This window comes from Mucilaginibacter sp. OK268, from assembly GCF_900103125.1.
In the GTDB taxonomy this organism is placed as follows: domain Bacteria; phylum Bacteroidota; class Bacteroidia; order Sphingobacteriales; family Sphingobacteriaceae; genus Mucilaginibacter.
On record NZ_FNJV01000014.1, the window covers coordinates 117,451 to 134,956 of the forward strand.

At 40.1% G+C, this 17,506-nt stretch carries 18 protein-coding genes and 1 tRNA gene; 11 read left to right on the forward strand and 8 right to left on the reverse strand.

The features are described from left to right. Positions 1 to 93: 93 nt before the first annotated feature. The 4 genes from mnmG to BLR84_RS28820 all read right to left on the reverse strand — a co-directional run bounded on the left by mnmG (position 94) and on the right by BLR84_RS28820 (position 4,876). Positions 94 to 1,956 (reverse strand): tRNA uridine-5-carboxymethylaminomethyl(34) synthesis enzyme MnmG, encoded by a 1,863-nt coding sequence (gene mnmG, locus BLR84_RS28805; RefSeq protein WP_090473738.1) that lies wholly within the window; start codon positions 1,954 to 1,956, stop codon positions 94 to 96. A 154-nt stretch (positions 1,957 to 2,110) separates the two neighbouring features. Further along, the gene (locus tag BLR84_RS28810) at positions 2,111 to 2,356 is read right to left on the reverse strand and encodes a CBU_0592 family membrane protein (RefSeq protein WP_218128523.1); all 246 of its coding nucleotides are present in this window, start codon (positions 2,354 to 2,356) and stop codon (positions 2,111 to 2,113) included. 1 nt (position 2,357) lies between these two features. Next, positions 2,358 to 4,223 carry an ABC-F family ATP-binding cassette domain-containing protein gene (locus BLR84_RS28815; protein ID WP_090473720.1) on the reverse strand — a complete coding sequence of 622 codons (1,866 nt, stop codon included), beginning with the start codon at positions 4,221 to 4,223 and terminating at the stop codon, positions 2,358 to 2,360. Further along, the gene (locus tag BLR84_RS28820) at positions 4,223 to 4,876 is read right to left on the reverse strand and encodes an oxidoreductase (RefSeq protein ID WP_090473721.1); all 654 of its coding nucleotides are present in this window, start codon (positions 4,874 to 4,876) and stop codon (positions 4,223 to 4,225) included. The genes BLR84_RS28815 and BLR84_RS28820 overlap by 1 nt, the downstream gene beginning before the upstream one ends. 85 nt (positions 4,877 to 4,961) lie before the next feature. On the opposite strand from BLR84_RS28820, the gene BLR84_RS28825 reads away from it, so the two are divergent. The 4 genes from BLR84_RS28825 to BLR84_RS28840 all read left to right on the forward strand — a co-directional run bounded on the left by BLR84_RS28825 (position 4,962) and on the right by BLR84_RS28840 (position 8,120). Then, positions 4,962 to 5,672, forward strand: coding sequence for a pirin family protein (locus tag BLR84_RS28825; protein WP_090473722.1), 711 nt, complete (start codon positions 4,962 to 4,964; stop codon positions 5,670 to 5,672). Between the two features lie 93 nt (positions 5,673 to 5,765). Next, positions 5,766 to 6,542, forward strand: coding sequence for an MlaE family ABC transporter permease (locus BLR84_RS28830; protein ID WP_090473723.1), 777 nt, complete (start codon positions 5,766 to 5,768; stop codon positions 6,540 to 6,542). Between the two features lies 1 nt (position 6,543). Continuing rightward, complete coding sequence (locus tag BLR84_RS28835; protein WP_090473724.1) at positions 6,544 to 7,335, forward strand: ABC transporter ATP-binding protein; 792 nt, start codon at positions 6,544 to 6,546, stop codon at positions 7,333 to 7,335. After that, on the forward strand, positions 7,332 to 8,120 hold the full coding sequence (locus BLR84_RS28840) for an MlaD family protein (protein ID WP_090473725.1): 789 nt from the start codon (positions 7,332 to 7,334) through the stop codon (positions 8,118 to 8,120). The genes BLR84_RS28835 and BLR84_RS28840 overlap by 4 nt, the downstream gene beginning before the upstream one ends. A gap of 478 nt (positions 8,121 to 8,598) precedes the next feature. Here BLR84_RS28840 and BLR84_RS28845 read toward each other — a convergent pair whose 3' ends face one another. The 4 genes from BLR84_RS28845 to BLR84_RS28860 are packed head-to-tail and all read right to left on the reverse strand — an operon-like array spanning position 8,599 to position 13,346. Next, positions 8,599 to 9,114 carry a glutathione peroxidase gene (locus BLR84_RS28845; RefSeq protein ID WP_090473726.1) on the reverse strand — a complete coding sequence of 172 codons (516 nt, stop codon included), beginning with the start codon at positions 9,112 to 9,114 and terminating at the stop codon, positions 8,599 to 8,601. Between the two features lie 50 nt (positions 9,115 to 9,164). Then, positions 9,165 to 9,590 carry an rRNA maturation RNase YbeY gene (gene ybeY, locus BLR84_RS28850; RefSeq protein ID WP_090473727.1) on the reverse strand — a complete coding sequence of 142 codons (426 nt, stop codon included), beginning with the start codon at positions 9,588 to 9,590 and terminating at the stop codon, positions 9,165 to 9,167. Next, positions 9,590 to 10,015: an ATP-binding protein gene (locus BLR84_RS28855; RefSeq protein WP_090473728.1), complete on the reverse strand. Its 426-nt coding sequence runs from the start codon at positions 10,013 to 10,015 to the stop codon at positions 9,590 to 9,592. The genes ybeY and BLR84_RS28855 overlap by 1 nt, the downstream gene beginning before the upstream one ends. 1 nt (position 10,016) lies before the next feature. Beyond that, complete coding sequence (locus BLR84_RS28860) at positions 10,017 to 13,346, reverse strand: DUF4175 family protein (RefSeq protein ID WP_090473729.1); 3,330 nt, start codon at positions 13,344 to 13,346, stop codon at positions 10,017 to 10,019. Between the two features lie 319 nt (positions 13,347 to 13,665). On the opposite strand from BLR84_RS28860, the gene BLR84_RS28865 reads away from it, so the two are divergent. The 7 genes from BLR84_RS28865 to BLR84_RS30315 all read left to right on the forward strand — a co-directional run. Further along, positions 13,666 to 13,938 (forward strand): DUF4242 domain-containing protein, encoded by a 273-nt coding sequence (locus BLR84_RS28865; protein WP_090473730.1) that lies wholly within the window; start codon positions 13,666 to 13,668, stop codon positions 13,936 to 13,938. Between the two features lie 68 nt (positions 13,939 to 14,006). Next, positions 14,007 to 14,080, forward strand: a tRNA-Pro gene (locus BLR84_RS28870). A gap of 309 nt (positions 14,081 to 14,389) precedes the next feature. Beyond that, a complete protein-coding gene (locus tag BLR84_RS28875; protein WP_090473731.1) occupies positions 14,390 to 15,619 on the forward strand; it encodes a site-specific integrase in 1,230 nt (409 codons plus the stop codon). 121 nt (positions 15,620 to 15,740) lie between these two features. Continuing rightward, positions 15,741 to 15,917: a hypothetical protein gene (locus tag BLR84_RS30195; protein WP_176852181.1), complete on the forward strand. Its 177-nt coding sequence runs from the start codon at positions 15,741 to 15,743 to the stop codon at positions 15,915 to 15,917. A gap of 248 nt (positions 15,918 to 16,165) precedes the next feature. Beyond that, positions 16,166 to 16,510: a hypothetical protein gene (locus BLR84_RS28880; protein ID WP_090473732.1), complete on the forward strand. Its 345-nt coding sequence runs from the start codon at positions 16,166 to 16,168 to the stop codon at positions 16,508 to 16,510. Between the two features lie 462 nt (positions 16,511 to 16,972). Next, positions 16,973 to 17,239: a helix-turn-helix domain-containing protein gene (locus BLR84_RS28885; RefSeq protein WP_090473733.1), complete on the forward strand. Its 267-nt coding sequence runs from the start codon at positions 16,973 to 16,975 to the stop codon at positions 17,237 to 17,239. A 53-nt stretch (positions 17,240 to 17,292) separates the two neighbouring features. Next, the coding region (locus BLR84_RS30315; RefSeq protein WP_218128524.1) for a hypothetical protein at positions 17,293 to 17,506 on the forward strand (214 nt) is incomplete at its 3' end.

A 17,506-nucleotide genomic window follows, 5' to 3' on the forward strand; every position in this document is an offset into this window, starting at 1 on the left:
TTTTTATGTTTTTATGAGCTACGATATTAAAAAATGAAAATAATTGATTTAAAACGATTTTTTATAAAGTGTTTATTATCAATAAGTTATAATCTATCTGGAGACATGAACCATCAAAACTGAAATATCGGACGGTGACACACCCGAAATCCGGGAAGCCTGACCTAAAGTGCGTGGTTTTATCTTCATCAGTTTTTCGCGTGCTTCTTTTGAAAGTGATACCAGGGTATGATAATCAAACTCAGGATTGATTTCCCTGTCTTCCATTTTTTTCATGCGGTCAACAATTTCCATTTCTTTTATAAAGTAACTCTCATATTTGATTTTTATTTCAGCCTGCTCAACAGTTTCTTTATCATAAGCTGATAATAATTCTGCCAAAGGCTCATCCACCTTTTTAAGGTCATTAAAACCTACCTGCGGACGGCTTAATAAATTAAAGAGCTTGGCGCTTTGCGATAGGGGACTTGTACCCAAGTCGTCAAGCAAGGTATTCACATGTGATGGATCTATTGATTTGCTCCTGGTGTATGCAACAATGTCATCAGAGTTTTTGACCTTTTGTTTTACCTTCTCTAGCCGTTCATCATTGATCAATCCGAGCTCATGACCCATAGGACTAAGCCTAATATCGGCGTTATCCTGGCGTAGTAACAAACGGTGTTCGGCCCTGGAGGTGAACATACGGTATGGCTCTTCGGTGCCTTTGGTCACCAGGTCATCTATCAATACACCAATGTATGACTCTGATCTTTTCAGGATCAGCTCATGTTTATCGTTAATTTTTTGGTGTGCGTTTATGCCTGCAATGAATCCTTGTGAGGCTGCTTCTTCGTAGCCGGTGGTACCATTGATCTGTCCTGCAAAGTATAGGTTACTGATCAATTTGGTCTCTAAAGTTAAGCCTAACTGGGTAGGTGGGAAGTAATCATATTCGATAGCATAACCCGGGCGGAACATTTTGGCGTTTTCAAAACCGGGTATTTGGGTAAGCGCTTTGTATTGTACATCCTCTGGTAAGGAGGTTGAAAATCCATTTACATATATCTCAATAGTATTTAATCCTTCGGGTTCTACAAATATCTGGTGACGGTCGCGTTCGGCAAAACGATTTATTTTATCTTCAATGGAAGGGCAATAACGTGGGCCTAAACCTTTGATTCTGCCGGTAAACATAGGCGATCTTTCAAAGCCTTCTTTTAATGTTTCGTGTACTTTGGTATTGGTATAAGTAATCCAGCAGCAGCGTTGTTCCTGGATCATATCAACATCGGTAAAGGAAAAACGACCGCGTTCTTCATCACCCCATTGCTCTTCCATCAGGCTATAATTTAAGCTACGGCCATCAATACGAGGAGGAGTACCGGTCTTCATTCTACCCGAATCAAAACCTAAGGTAACCAGTTGTTCGGTTAAGCCAGTTGCCGATTTTTCACCCGATCTGCCACCACCAAACTTCTTTTCACCTATATGTATTACACCATTTAAAAAGGTGCCGTTAGTGAGCACAACAGAGTCGGCTTCTATCTCTACACCTATAGAAGTACGTACCCCTTTGATGGTATTATCCTTTACTAAAAGAGAGGTAACGGTATCCTGCCAGAAGTCAACATTCGGTGTTCTCTCCAAAGCTAAACGCCATTCTTCGGCAAAGCGCATACGATCACTTTGTGCCCGTGGGCTCCACATAGCAGGACCTTTTGACTGGTTCAGCATGCGGAATTGGACAGAAGTTTTGTCTGTAATAATACCTGAATAGCCACCTAAAGCATCTATCTCACGCACTATTTGTCCCTTGGCAACACCACCCATAGCAGGGTTACAACTCATCTGTGCTATGGTTCCCATGTTCATGGTAATGAGTAATACAGATGACCCCAGGTTGGCAGCAGCAGCAGCAGCTTCACAGCCGGCGTGGCCTGCACCAACAACTATTACATTATATTTCTTAAACATTTTTACCTCCATGTTCCACGTGGAACATTATGATCTTATAGTCAATTATGCTTAAAACAAGCGATTTTGATGATCTTATTTATTACTGATGTTCCACGTGGAACATCAAATTCTTTTAGTTTGATTCGAATAACAGAATACAAAATTATTCAATCTATACCGATGTTCCACGTGGAACCTTTAATAATGATATTAAAGCTACAAAGCCCCAAACACCTTCTAGTACAACAAATGGATAAAAACTAACCATGTATGAAGCATAACAGCAAGTGCCAGCACCTACAAAATTCATGAGCTTATATGTCTTGCTTTCGGCTGATAATTTGTTAAATAAATTTAGCAAAAAAGCGATCAAAAGTATGATCACACCTACAGAAGCAATAATATCTGACGTTTTCATGCTATGATTCGTTTAATTCAGTTAACTCCATCCAGCGCATGCTTTTAGCATCCAATTTCTTATTCAGAACGTCAATTTCAGCCAGTATCTCATTCAGCTTTACCGGAGCTATACCTGTAGTATTTAACTGCTCGGTTTTATCTTTTATCTGGATTTCTATAGCTTGTATTTCTGCTTCTGTTGTTTCCAGTTCTTTTGCTTCCTTAAAGCTTAATTTGCTTTTTTTAGGAGCAGGAGATGCAGTAGGCGCAACAGGGGCAGGCTTTTTAGCTTGTTGTTTTTCTTCTTCCAGATCAATGCGGTAAGATGAATAGTTGCCATTATAGATACGTACCTGACCGCCATCTTCCATAATGAATAGCTGATCGGTTAGTTTATCCAATAGATACCTATCGTGCGATACGATCATTAATACGCCTGTATAATTGGTTAAAAACTCTTCCAATACATTCAGGGTATCAATATCCAGGTCATTGGTAGGCTCATCCAGTATCAGGAAATTAGGATTCTTCATCAGGATGCTCATCAACTGCAACCGTTTCTTTTCGCCACCGCTTAGTTTGGATATAAAGCCATACTGTTTTGCGGGTGGAAACAGGAATAAAGTGAGCAGGGCAGAGGCAGAGATGGTTTTACCATCAGCCATAGTGATAAACTCAGCAACGTTTTTTACAATATCAATTACACGCTCGTCTTCCTTAAACTTAATGCCCGATTGATGAAAATAGCCTAATACTGTAGTTTCGCCCTTTACTACGGTTCCCTTGTCGGGTTGTAAGCCTCCGGTGATCAGGTTAAGCAATGTTGATTTTCCACTGCCGTTACGACCAGCTAAACCAATACGGTCACCTTTTTTAAATACATAGTTAAAGTCTTTAATAAAGGTATGGTTGTTAAATGATTTATAAAGGTGTTCCATCTCCATGATCTTGTTACCCTGACGTGCAGTTTTTACACTCAGTTCAACTTTTTCACGTATGCCGCCACTTTTAGTTTTCTCTTCCAGGTCATAATAGGCATCAATACGGGCTTTTGATTTTGTTCCGCGGGCCTGTGGCTGTCTGCGCATCCATTCCAGCTCTTTGCGTAACAAATTGCTGTTTTTTTGGAAAGAGGCTTCGTCCGCGGCATCGCGTTCGGCTTTCTTTTCCAGATAGTATCCATAACTACCATTATAGGGTTGTATTTTGCCCCGGTCTATCTCTAATATCTCGTTACATACATTATCCAGGAAATACCTGTCGTGTGTAACCATCAATATGGTTTTGTTGCCTTCAGTTAGTAATTTCTCCAGCCACTCTATAGTATCAATATCCAGGTGGTTGGTTGGCTCATCTAAAATATAAATGTCCGGGTCTTCAATCAACAGTTTAGCCAGGGCCAAACGTTTCTTTTGTCCACCGGATAGGGTATTGATCTTTTGATTCAGGTGATGGATATCCAGCCTGCCTAAAATAGTCTTGATCTTGTATTCATACTCCCAGGCATCAACATCACTCATCTCTTCCATCACCTTTTCAATGGCCTTGGAATTGTCGGGCTCATTTTCCAGGAGCTCCTCATATTTACGGATCAGCTGTTGCTGCACGTCATCAGCATGAAAAATATAATCGCTAATGGTTACCGCATCTTTAAAACCAGGATCCTGTTCCAGGTAGCCCATGTTCAGGTCGCGGCTTTGAACCACCTTACCTTCGGTAGGTTTGAGGTGGCCCGCCAATAATTTAAGCAGGGTAGATTTGCCTGCACCATTAACACCAACCAGCGCAACCCTGCGGCCACGGTTTATACCGATGGTTATATTTTTAAAAAGCCAGTTGTCATGAAACTGATGACCAAGATTCTCTGCCGAAATGTAAGTGCTCACTATAGTTGTTTTATTTTATCAGACTCGTATATAAATAAGCCTGTATCTGTTTTTATTGATTGTTTGTACATGGCAGCGGCAACTGTTTCCGCCTTGATGCTCCTGTACTTTTTTAATCCTCCAAACAATAACGGATCTATTATTTTAAATAGTCCGGTTACTATTTTCTCTTCCACCCGCTTTTCTTGCCTCTCACCAATTAACAGTGATGGGCGATAGATATGCAAGGCCGGGAAACCTACCTGCTGTATATCAGCTTCTGTTTCGCCTTTTATTTTAATGTAAAAAGTAGAAGACGCTTTATTGGCTCCTATTGAGGAAACCAGGTGATATTGTTCCACGCCGTTTTTATGCGCCAGTTGTGCCAGTATCAAGGGGTAATCATGATCAATTTTGCGATAAACAGCCCTATCAGGCGTTTTATGCCTGGTTGTGCCCAGACAGCAAAATATAGCATGACCTGTAAGCTGGTCAGCATAAGCCTCCAGCCGGTCAAAATCAATTACCAATTGGGTCAGTTTAGGATGCTGGATAGCTAATTCTTTTCTAACCAGAATTAAAACTTCATCATAAAAAGCTTCCTGGAGTAAAATATCTAATAAATTACTGCCAATTAGTCCGCTCGAACCTGCAATAATAGCCTTATTTGACATTGTCTGCACAATTTTTTGCAAAAATACGCATAAATAAATTGTGGAATAAAAATTGTATGTTTAAACATATAAACAGGAGAACATCATGAAAACAATATTTTATCCCGAAAACGAACGTGGAAAAAATAACATTGGCTGGTTAAAAGCTAACTTTTCATTCAGCTTTGCATCATATTACGACCCTAACAAAGTTAATTTTGGTGTACTGAGGGTATTAAACGATGATATTATTGCCGGTGGTACTGGTTTTGGCACGCACCCGCATGATAATATGGAGATCATTACCATACCGCTGGAAGGAGGTTTGGAACATAAAGACAGTATGGGCAATACCGGTGTGATCCGTGCGGGTGAGGTACAGGTAATGTCTGCTGGAACAGGGGTTTATCATTCTGAATATAACGCCTCCCGTACAGAAGAGGCTAAAACCTTGCAGATATGGCTTTTCCCCAAAGAACGTGATATACAACCGCGCTATGATCAGAAGGATTTTAAAGGGCTTTTTAAAACTAACCAGCTCACCACGCTGATATCGCCTGTAAAAACCACAGATACCCTTTGGTTAAACCAGGATGCCACTTTTAGCATGGGTGATTTTGAAGCAGGAACGAGCTTAAATTATGATATAAAGACCCCCGGAAATGGTGCTTATATATTTGTTATTGGAGGTTCTGTTAAAATAAACAGTACGGTTTTAAACAAAAGAGATGCACTGGGTGTTTATGATACCAGTTCATTTACAATTGAACCCGAAGACTTTTCCCGTTTCCTGATCATTGATATACCAATGTCATAAACCTGCAAGCCGAACCTAAAGGTTAATTTTCTTGAACTGCAAAACAAAAGGGTAGAACTTTGTTGTACCCCTGACAATTAGTTGACGTAACTTATGGCAGAACAAGCAATTACCGGATGGAGAAAGTGGGCTGAAGACATTGGCGAACAATGCGTTTTCTTTGCCCGTTTTTTCAGAAATATATTCGCCGGCGGTTTTGAATGGTCGGAGTTTGTGCGGCAATGTTATGAAATAGGTTACCGCTCCATGATGCTGGTGGGTATTACCTCCTTTATCATGGGGCTGGTTTTAATTGTACAGCTCAGGCCATCTATAGTAGCGCTTGGAGCCGAGAGTATGCTGCCCAAAACACTAGCTGTATCTTTTATTCGTGAGATAGGGCCCGTTATTACCGCTATTATCTGTGCGGGTAAAATAGCCTCAAGTATTGGAGCCGAGCTGGGCAGTATGAAGGTTAACGAGCAGATAGATGCCATGGAAGTATCTGGGGCCAACCCGTTGCAATACCTCGTTGTTACGCGAATTTTAGCAACCAGCCTTATGGTGCCCCTTTTGGCTGTTATTGGCGACGTTATAGGCTTGTTTGGGGGCTTCCTTGCCTTGAACATTACTGATAGTATCAGCCTTCCGCTTTATTTTCATAAATGTATCGCCTCCCTTGATTTTTCCGACTTTTTACCGGCTGTTGTTAAAACCATATTTTTTGGCTTCGCGATAGGTTTTGTTGGCTGTTATAAAGGTTATCACTCTAACAAAGGTACCGAGAGCGTAGGTATAGCAGCCAATTCGGCTGTGGTTACTGCTTCCCTATGGATATTTGTTATTGATGCTATAGCCGTTCAGATTACCAGTTTGTTATTTTATAAATAAGATGAAAGCAACAAACGAAAATATCAGCCCTAAAAAACCGGCATCAACCCAAAAAGATGAGGTGGTTATACATGCCAAAGGGATAAAAGTTGGATTCGTGGATAATGAGGTATTGAAAAACATCACCTTCGACCTGAAAAGAGGAGAGAATATGGTGGTTTTGGGAAAATCAGGTTCAGGAAAATCGGTAACCATACAATGTATTGTAGGCCTTCTAAAACCGGATGCGGGTGATTTAACAGTTTTTGGAGAAAATGTTGCCGAAATGAATGATGATGAGTTGAAACAGCTGCGAATGAAAATAGGCTTTTTGTTTCAGAGCGGCGCCTTATATGATTCTATGACCGTACGTGAGAACCTGGAATTTCCGTTAACCCGCGTATTAAAGCTTAATGATCAGCAAGAGATAGATAAACGGGTAGAAGAGGTATTGGATGGCGTTGGTTTGCTGGATGCCATTGATAAATTACCATCAGACCTATCAGGCGGGATGCGCAAAAGGGTAGGCTTAGCCAGAACGCTTATTGTAAAACCCGAGATCATGCTGTATGATGAGCCAACTACCGGGCTCGATCCGATCACCTCGCGGGAGATCAGTGAGCTGATACTCAATATGCAGAAAAAATATAAAACATCATCTATTATTATAACCCATGATATGGAATGTGCCAGGATAACGGCCGACCGTATTGTAGTGATGGATGATGGCGAATATATAGCCGAAGGCTCCTATAAAGAGCTGCAAAAATCGGATAACAAAATTGTAAAGTCATTTTTTAGCGAAACGATATGAAAACCACATCATCACAAAAAATAAAAATTGGCCTGTTTGCCTTTGTCGGTCTTGCGGTATTGGTACTGGGGATCTTTTTTATTGGCAGTCGAAAAGGCTTGTTCAATTCCACCTTTAACGTGTATGGAACATTTAAAAATGTGAGTGGATTGCAAGTGGGTAATAATGTGCGCTTCGCCGGGATCAACGTAGGGGTGGTACAAGCAATTAACATTATAACCGATAGCTCGGTAAGGGTTGACCTTACGCTGAACAACAGCGTTAAAAAATTCATTAAAACAGATGCGAAAATAAGTATTGGGAGCGATGGACTAATGGGTGATAAACTGGTGGTGATAGCGCCGGGAGGTATCACAAGTCATGAAGAGGTACAACCAGGGGGGCGTTTAGGCTCTATAAACCCGGTTGATGTAGACAAAATAATAACCAAGCTTACCCGCGTTGCCGATAATGCAGAATCATTGACAACAGACCTTTCACAGATAGTAGGGAAAATCAACAGCGGAAAGGGGAGTATAGGCCGCTTGCTAAATAATGATGCTATGGCTAAAAATATAGAGAGTACGGTTAAGCAGGCACAAACCACGATGAAAAATGTGCATACAACCACCAATACTTTAAATGAAGACTTACAAGCTGCCCAGCATAATTTTTTACTACGGGGGTTTTTTAATAAAAAGAAAAAGGCCGCTAAGGCAAAACAGGATTCCATCAAAAAAGTACAGGAACAGGCCCAAAAAGACAAGGAGAAAGCCGTGAAGGAAAAGGAAGATAAAGGAAATTAGCAAAAATGTTACCTGATGTTTTTGCAATATTTTTTTGTAAACAAATCAACTAAATACAACTATACAGAATAATATACACCGGGGCTATACATTAGCCCTAAAAAACAGGCACGCTCGGTGAACAAAATGAACAAAAAGCATCTGTACCATAAATCAAATTGACCACCCCTGGTGTTGTGCCAGCTATGAATTGAAATTAAGCTGATCATATTTATATAAATTGGATTTACATAATTTATGGTTTACACTGTAAACCCACTTTTTGATGATAAAATAAATTAATTATTTGATTATTAGTAACTTACAATAGTGTTAACCATAAAAAGTGTAAACCATGTAAACCCAATTTTTGTTAATGGAGTCAATCCAACCCAAGGCTATATATCGATCCGTGATTGAATATCCGGATAGGTCAAATAAAAAGAGGCTGTATCATAATTCATGATACAGCCTCTTTTGCTTTTTTAAAAGCAATATCTTAGTTCAAATATTTAGTAATATCTGGTGATAATGGTGTGGTTTGTGACCTGAAACGGTGTATCAGCTTACCATTTTCATCAATCAGGAATTTTTCAAAGTTCCACTTGATATCCCCTGTAAAATCAGGGTTGGGTGCTGTAGTCAAGTATTGAAACAATGGATCAATATCCAGACCCAATACGCTAACTTTTCCGCTCATAGGGAAGGTTACCGAGAAGTTTTCTTTGCAAAAGGTTTTGATATCCTGATTGGTACCAGGTTCCTGACCACCAAAGTTATTAGCCGGGAACCCTACAACTACCAATTTCCCTTTGTATTGTTCAGATAATTTCTCCAGATCCGTATATTGCTTGGTAAAACCGCATTTAGAAGCCGTATTTACAATAAGCACTTTTTTGCCTTTGTATTTGGCCAGTGTGAAATCTTTACCGTCAATACTTTTCAGCTTAAACTCATACACGGATGAGGGCGCTGTGATAAAAAGGAAAGCGAATATTAAAGCAAGTAATTTCATGGTTTTTTATAATTGATGTTGAAACAAATTTTGTTGAGTAAAATTAACTATTAAAAAGTTCTTTTATTCAAATACTCATCTTCTTTTTGTGTCATTTTCTTCTTTGTAACAACAGTTTTATCTGTGTAGCCCAACAGATGTAAAGCGCCATGGATAATTACACGGTGCAGTTCATCCGTTTCGGTGATGTTAAATTTGGCCGCGTTTTCACGTATGCGCTCAACCGAAATAAAAATGTCCCCCACGATGTCGCCCTCAACCTCCGAATTATCAAAGGTAATAATGTCGGTATAGGTGTCATGATCAAGGTATTGCTGGTTCATGGGTAGCAAATACGCGTCTGAACAAAAAACGTAGGTAAGCTCTTTTAATTTAAAACCCTCGGCGGTGATGGTATCTTTGATCCATTGACGCACAAGGGCTTTGTTTTTTAGTTTATAACTGATGTCTTCTTCAAAAAACTGAATAGCGGGCATTATATTTTAAAATGTAGTTCGATAGTATTGCCCGACGCATTAAAAATGCATTGATCGGCCAGGTGCTTGATGATAAAAACGCCGCGGCCAGTTAAATTCTCCAGGTTTTCTGGTGCGGTCGGGTCGGCCAGGTTTGAATAATCAAAACCCGGACCCTCGTCGGTAATGGTCCACACAATGCGCTTAGGTTCCACCTCGGCATTTATAATTACTTTTTTTGTTTCGTCGAGTTTATTGCCATGAATAATAGCATTTATGGCAGCTTCGTTAAGGCAAGTCATCATATTAGCGAAGGTATCTTCGGCTACATGATACTTATCAGCAATTTCTTCAATCAGCTGCTCAAGCTGCGCTATGCTTTCCGTTTTTGACGGTAGCTGTAACGTAAACAATTCGCTGCTGGTATGAACATTTGCCTGTTCCATGTTATTTGGCATTAAGTTGATCAAAGTAAGATTTTATTTTTTGTTTATAATACAAATTGAGTGCCGGAGACACAGTTTTTATTTGTTCCGTTTGTTTGCTCTTTTGTTGCTGGTATCCCTGCAGTGCTTTTATATAACCAGGTGGTATATCCTTACCGGCATGGCTTTCTCTTTGCTGGTCCTGTTCACGTTCCTGTTCTGCCTTTTCAGCTTCCAATAACCGGCTCCGGATTTGTTCCTGTCTTTTTAACGCTTCATCTGTAATCTTCCTGTTTACGAGATCATGCTCAGTTTGTTCCATTTCTTTAGAAATTTTATCCAAATTTCCTAAACCACTTTTCCCGTCCTTATTCTCATCCCGGTTTATCTGTTCAAGGGATTCCCTTATAATTTGCTGCTGGCGAGCCATCCGGGCTAATTGTTCGCTCATGTTGCCTTTATTCCCCTGCTGGCTTTTACCCTGGTTGCCTTGTTGCTGCATCTGTTCTCGGGCCTTTTGCATGTTTTGATTCAATTGTTCCTGCATTTTTGCCAGTTGCGATATAGATTGCTTTTTACCCTTTCCTTTTCCGCCTTTATTCATCTGTTTTTGCAGCTGTTCCAGGGCTTCGCTCAGCATCAGGGCCAGGTTGTTCATAGCCGTCATGGCGTATTGTTGATGACGGTTGGCTTCGGCTGTGCGGCGGTCGCCCAGGTTGTCAAGGGCCTGATCAATATGATTGTTAATGCCGCTGATCTCCTGGTTTACGGTCGACTGTATTTGCGGGATGCGCCTGCTGATGGCATAAAGGCTATCCTCGGCTGTTTTCAGGTTATCTTTAATGTCTTTTTGTTTTTGAGAGAGCGTAATATAAGAGGGGTCGGTAGGGTTGGTGCTTTTTAAAGTTTGCATCACCTTTTCCTGGTCAAAAGAACTGTTCACCAGGTTTTTTAACAACTCGCGCAACTGCTGGGCATCAATGGCGTTTTCTTTGCTTTCACCCTCCTCATTATCTTGCGATAGCTTGCTCGCTAACTGCTGCATTTGTTTGGCAGCCTGTTTTTGCGATTTTGACGCGCCATCTTTATTGTTTTTTTGCAACTCGCCGGCACTTTGATCCATTTGCTGGTCAATGCTTTGTGTTTCTTTTTCAGGGTTCTGAAAATCTTGTTTGTGATCAGCCTGTTCGTTGGTTTTTTGCAGATCTTCCAGTCCCTTTTTGATATCCTGAAAATCCTTTTTCAGGTTTTCCTGCTCCTGTTGCAATGCCTTTTGATCGGTACCCTGTTGTTTGGTTTTGTCAGATAGCTGTTGCTCCTTATTGGCCAGTTTATTCAACTGATCAACGCTTTGATTCAGCTTTTGATCAAACTCAAGCTTTTTATAAAGCTCCAGCATGCGATCGAGCTCTTTTTTGAGCGATTTATTATCCATCTGCATTTTTGATAATTCATCGCGGGTAGCATCTTTTTGTTCCTGATCTAAAAGCTTTTGCAGGTTTTGCAGCAGTTCTTTTGTTTTTTGATCGAGCACATTATTAAACAGATCTTCAATTTGTTTTTGCTTTGCCAATAGCTCCTCGTTTTGCTGCTGGGTTTCTTTCCGGTTATACAGGTTTTTTTGATTCTCGTCTTTTATTTCTTTAACCAAATCTTCCAGGTCGCGGCGTTTTTGCAACAGATCCTCTACCTGTTTTTTTTCGTCAAAGGATAGCGTATTTTTATTCAGCAATAACTGATTGAGTTTTTGTGAATCATGCTCAACCTGACCGGCTAATTTTATAGCCGACTCCATTTTTTGCTTTACCGCCTGGGTGCCGGCATTCAATTGCTCATTAATAGCTTTGGCATCGGGCAGGTTAAGCGAGCGTTCGGCGGTGCGGGTCCTTTTAGGTCCGTTTACACCATCGTTATCGGCAACCTCAAAAAAGTAACTTACACGAGCCCCCGGCGCTATACCCAACTCTTTCAAATTCCAGAAATAAAAGAAGTCTGATTGTGTTTGGTTCATCGCAGCATCAATTCGTTTGATAAACGTTTTTTGAGGCCCCTTATTATTAGCCGATTGTACACTATAATGGAAGCTCAGTGATGAAAAACCATGATCATCCTGGATCTTTCCATTGAAATATAAGGCGTTAATGCTTACTGAATCGGATTTTTCCTGCACGGTAATAGCCGGAGGTTCGTCAGTAATTACATTGATATGATAAGCAGAAGAGTCGCTGTGATTAACCAGCGGATTTATAGGATTAAGTTTATAAATGGCACTTTTAAAGATCGTTTCGTTATACTCAAACAGATCGGCTCCCATTGATTTGGCGCTATGTTTAAGTCCATTTAAATAAAACTGCAATCCCGAAGCATGTTGAGTGTGCAAGACCCAATTCACTACAGTGCCTTCCGGAATTACCAAATCGCCGGCATTCAGCAGTTTCTCGTTTTTTTTATGCAAATAGGCGGGATAGTTCAATTCCACATCAAAATGCAGCAGGGCCGGTTTCTGGTTTACCCGTATCTCATAAGGGGCCGAAGCGAAACCATTTCCCAACAGCCGGAACTTTGTATTTTGTTGCAGATTGCTGAACAGGTAATGAAACTTGCTGATATTTTCTTTATCGAGCTTAAAAGTATTGTTAGCTGTTTCTATATAAACATCGGCAGGTAGCCTGTCACCGTCCAGTTTAAGATCAAGTTTAAGGTCATCACCCTGTACTACGGACAGGGTTTTGTTCAGGACGTTAAAACGAAAGGGGGCTATCGGGGCAAAGTATTCATTATGTCTGATGAGTCGTTTTGTGCTTTCTGTAAGTATAGAAGGTGCAGCAAAAGCGAGCACAATGATCACCGCTGCCGGAGCCAGCACCCATTTTAAATATTTGCTATTCTCCCGGATATTGATAGCCGAAGGGAAGCTAACCGGCTTAAGGGCCTCGATCTTTTGATCAATACTGGCTTCAATAAGGGCGCGGTGTTTTTCATCAGCCGCAGCCAGTTTTTTAAGCTGCAGGGTGTTTAACAATTTGTCATTAACATCGTGAAAGTGTTTGCCGATAATTTCGGCCGCTTCATCATGGGTTAATGAATGGCCTAACTTAAGCCATGACAGGAAGGGAGGCAAAATGAGCCAGCACACCAGGCCAATGTTGAGCAGTATAAAAAAGTAAAACAGGATACTGCGGAAAACGATATTAAAATTGCCAAAATATTCGCTCAAGGTAATAACTACATAGGCGGTAAACAGACCGGCACCCAGGAATATCAGCCCCCTCAAAAAATTATTGAAATAGTACTTCCTGATAAAGATGTTGATCTTATCGATGAGCACTTCATAATTTTCAGCAGAATTCATATACCGTTGCTAAAATTCCCAAACACAATATTAAACGAAAAAACAGAACAATATATATAATACCACAATTAAGTTAGTATCAGAAAGGATAATAAACAATATGAATAATTTAAATTCGAGCGACTGCCTCAAAATGAGATCTTTTTGTAAAAGACTATCTTATTTCAAGCTGCAGACCTTTTGATTTTGTGTTCATATTGTTTGATATGTGTTAAATCATAACCGGATAATAAATATTAATGTATCTGCTTAATTATCAGCATTGTAATTGTTATTAAAGTTTGTAAATTACTTAAACAAAAAATCAATTAAAAGCCATATGCCAAAGTATGTTATTGAAAGAGAAATTCCAGGAGCTGGAAGTCTTTCAGATGAACAATTAAAAGCCATTTCGCAAACTTCTTGTGGGGTATTAAGTAAAATGGGACCGCAAATACAGTGGGTTAATAGCTATGTAACTACTGATAAGATATATTGCGTTTATATAGCACCCAATGAGGAGATGATCAGGGAACATGCCAGCCAGGGCGGCTTTCCGGCAAATTCAATCAGTGAGATCTCAAGGATCATAGACCCAACAACAGCGGAATAAAACCAGAATAAGGTTATTATAGATTTTGGATTTAAAAATCATAGTATATATTTGCACCCCCAATCATTCGGGATGTAGCGTAGCCCGGTATCGCGCCACATTTGGGATGTGGAGGCCGCAGGTTCGAATCCTGCCATCCCGACTAAAGCGATACCAAGCAGTATCAAAAAGCCTTTAAATCTATGATTTAGAGGCTTTTTTGTTTTATTCCAGCCCAATTCATTCAAGTTATATCAAGGAAAATGTGCCCTATTCGGTGCCCCAATTTTTAAATTTATATTTGGGCACAAATAGCATGTTAAGTATTTGATAGTCAATTAATTACTTGGTTTATTTTGATGGTTTTTGGTGCCTTTTGCAGCGCCCTTAAAACCCGGCAAATTGCCCCCGATTGCAAAAGCCGCTAAAGACCGTCAATCTGATGCTATTTGAAACATAATAATTGACGAATATGAAAACAGCGAACAACACCTTTGGCGTTATCTTTTATCTAAGAAAGTATAAAGCGACGAATGACGGCAAGGCCCCAATCTATGCGAGGATTACGGTAAACGGCAGCAGAATTGATTTATCTGTTAAACGCTCTATTGACCCAGATAACTGGAATGCTAACAAAGGCATGGCCAGAGGCAGCCGGGAAGAAGTAGTAAAACTCAATAATTACCTGGAGCAATACCGCTCCGGCATTGTAGAAAGTTACCAGCAGCTTTTATTGCAAAAGAAAATGATTACCGCCGAATTAGTGAAAGACAAGTTTACGGGAGAAGATCAGGCAGAATATACGCTATGTAAATTAATGGAGTATCATAATGCCGAACAATCGCAGGTATTGGAGCCAGGCACGATGAAGAACTATTATACTACGCAGAAGTATATTAAAGGGTTTATTAAAGAACGGTTTAAGACAAGCGATAAATACCTATCGGAATTAAGCTATAAGTTTATCACAGATTTTGAGTACTACCTGCGCAACAGAACGCCGGAGAAAGGCCAAAAAGCCCTGAATAACAACGGCCTGATGAAACATTTGGAAAGGTTTTGCAAGATGGTCAATCTTGCCGTTAGGTTGGAATGGCTTGATCGCAACCCTTTTCAGGCATATCAATTGAAGTTTGATAAAGTAGAACGCGAATATTTGACCAAAGATGAACTGGCAAGAATTGAAAACAAACATTTTAATATTGTTCGCCTGCAAGTCGTGAAAGACCTTTTTATTTTTAGTTGTTACACTGGATTGGCTTATATAGATGTATTTAATTTAACACCTGCCAACCTGATCGAGAAATCCGAGAATAATATTTGGATTGTGACCAACAGGCAAAAGACCAACGAGCCGGTAAAAGTGCCGTTATTACCAAAAGCTTTAGCCATAGTTGAAAAATACAAAGGCCATCCGCAGGCATTGGCCGAGGGGAAGGTGCTGCCAACATTAAGCAATCAAAAGCTAAACAGCTATTTAAAGGAAATTGCTGACATGTGTGGTATAACCAAGCCCCTTACCTTTCACATTGCCCGGCATACATTCGCCACTACGGTAACTTTGACCAATGGTGTACCTATTGAAACCGTAAGCAAATTATTAGGACATAGTAAGCTAACTACTACGCAGATATACGCAAAGGTGATAGAAAGTAAAATAAATGATGATATGGCGCAGCTTAGTAAGCGACTGCAAGCCTAATCATAAAAGTAAACGTCTATAGGTCGGCCCTGCACAGAAAAGTGCAGGGCTTTATTTTTGTACGAAAACCAAAATAATATCACGCCGTTGTAGCATGTATTAGGAATTAATAACCGAAACTATGCCCAATAAGTATTTTAAACCACGTGAACCTTTTGGTCGTAATGCACATCAATATGATATAGGCATATTTACCGGGTTAAAGAACGGTTATGAAGACAATCTTTTCATCAAAAAACTATTTACGCTGCCTGAACAGGAATATGCAGATTATTACATTATTACAAATACCATTTAACCTATTTTTTAGGAAAAGAACCACAAAGGGAACAGGCGTTTTTTTCATTTGTCTGGCAGATTGTCATAAGACGTATTCGGTATATTGAAACTAAAGATCCTTTTAATTCAAGTCATGCGCTAGATACCGAAATATTAGAAAAGCTGCTGCTTTTTCAAAAATACCTTCGTTCCATCGACCAATGGAACACGCAAAGAACATTACCCGAAATTATCGCCGGCCAACAGGAGGAAATCAGGAAACAGCAATTGGAGATAACGACATTAAAAGAAGAATTAAAATCGGCGAGAAAACTGGAAACTGAGGATTATATTAATATCGCAGATGGCTACCTGTTAAGCTTTTTAGATATATGCCTGCAAACGCAGGAAGCCCAATTGCCTGATAACAGTAAAGAACTCGTTTTTTCACAGACGCAGATCGTATGGTGTAAAATGATCGCCAAATATTTCAGAGAGGGTAATCAGGAAATCAGCCTGGAAACCATACGCCGTTATTTCCCAGCAGACCGTAACCAGCCCGGTGCCAAATACGCTAAAATCCCACCACAATTAAGATTGTTTCAGATCAGACCCGCCAAAAAGCGAAGCTAAAAGCGGCACAAATAACCCAAACAAAATCATCCGGGAGTAAATTATAACACATTGAATTACAATGCAATAGAATAAGCTATAATCCGCTATAAAACCCTCCAATTTGACCATGCAAATCTGCATGGTCACGCTTGCGCTGCTTTTTTATTTTCATTTGCGGCATGACAAGAATCAATGACGAAGCTACATGTCACTGCATCCGGGATGCGGTCAGGGCAGAATTACAGGAATATTTTAAAAGGCGGCTACCTACAGCAGGCCATCGAAGAACGGCTATCGTTCCAACAGAATGATGGTATAAATCCCCCTCCCCAAAATAACAACAACATACTATTCTGAAAATTAACCAGCGATTACAAAGAAAAATAGGGGCACCCCTTAAAAGTCCCCAATAAATAAAACAAGACAGGCCCAAATTGCACCAGGGCTATTAGCCAGATTAATCACAAACAAATATTATCTATGACAGCAATCGATTTAATAACAAAAGAAGATTTAAGACAATTTAAAAATGAGATGTTAACAGAAATGAAGCATCTCCTGAAACCCGGTCTGGGACAAAGTAAACGGTGGCTGAAAAGCTATGAAGTAAGAAAACTGTTAAATATTTCACCCGGCACCTTGCAGAATTTACGAGTTAACAGTACGCTCCGCTATACCAAGATCGGAGGTTTGCTCTATTACAAATTAGAGGACATTCAAGCCCTGTTGGAGGGAGGTTCAAAGTGAAGACTGTAATCCGGCACACCATGAGGGCAGGTTACACTAAATGGATCAGGCACATGGTAAAAAACCAGCGCCTGACAGCCAGCCTTGTAGGTTCATGTCAAAATGGAACAGGACAATGCCCTAATCCCTTATATACGGATAGATATATAAACGTCTATTTTTTGAAAAAAAATGGAGCGAGCGGGAGTCAGGTTGTACCTGACTCTTCCGCTCGCCCTGCGGGGCCAGGGCTGTTTTTAGTATACTGGAAGTATATTTTACCGATTA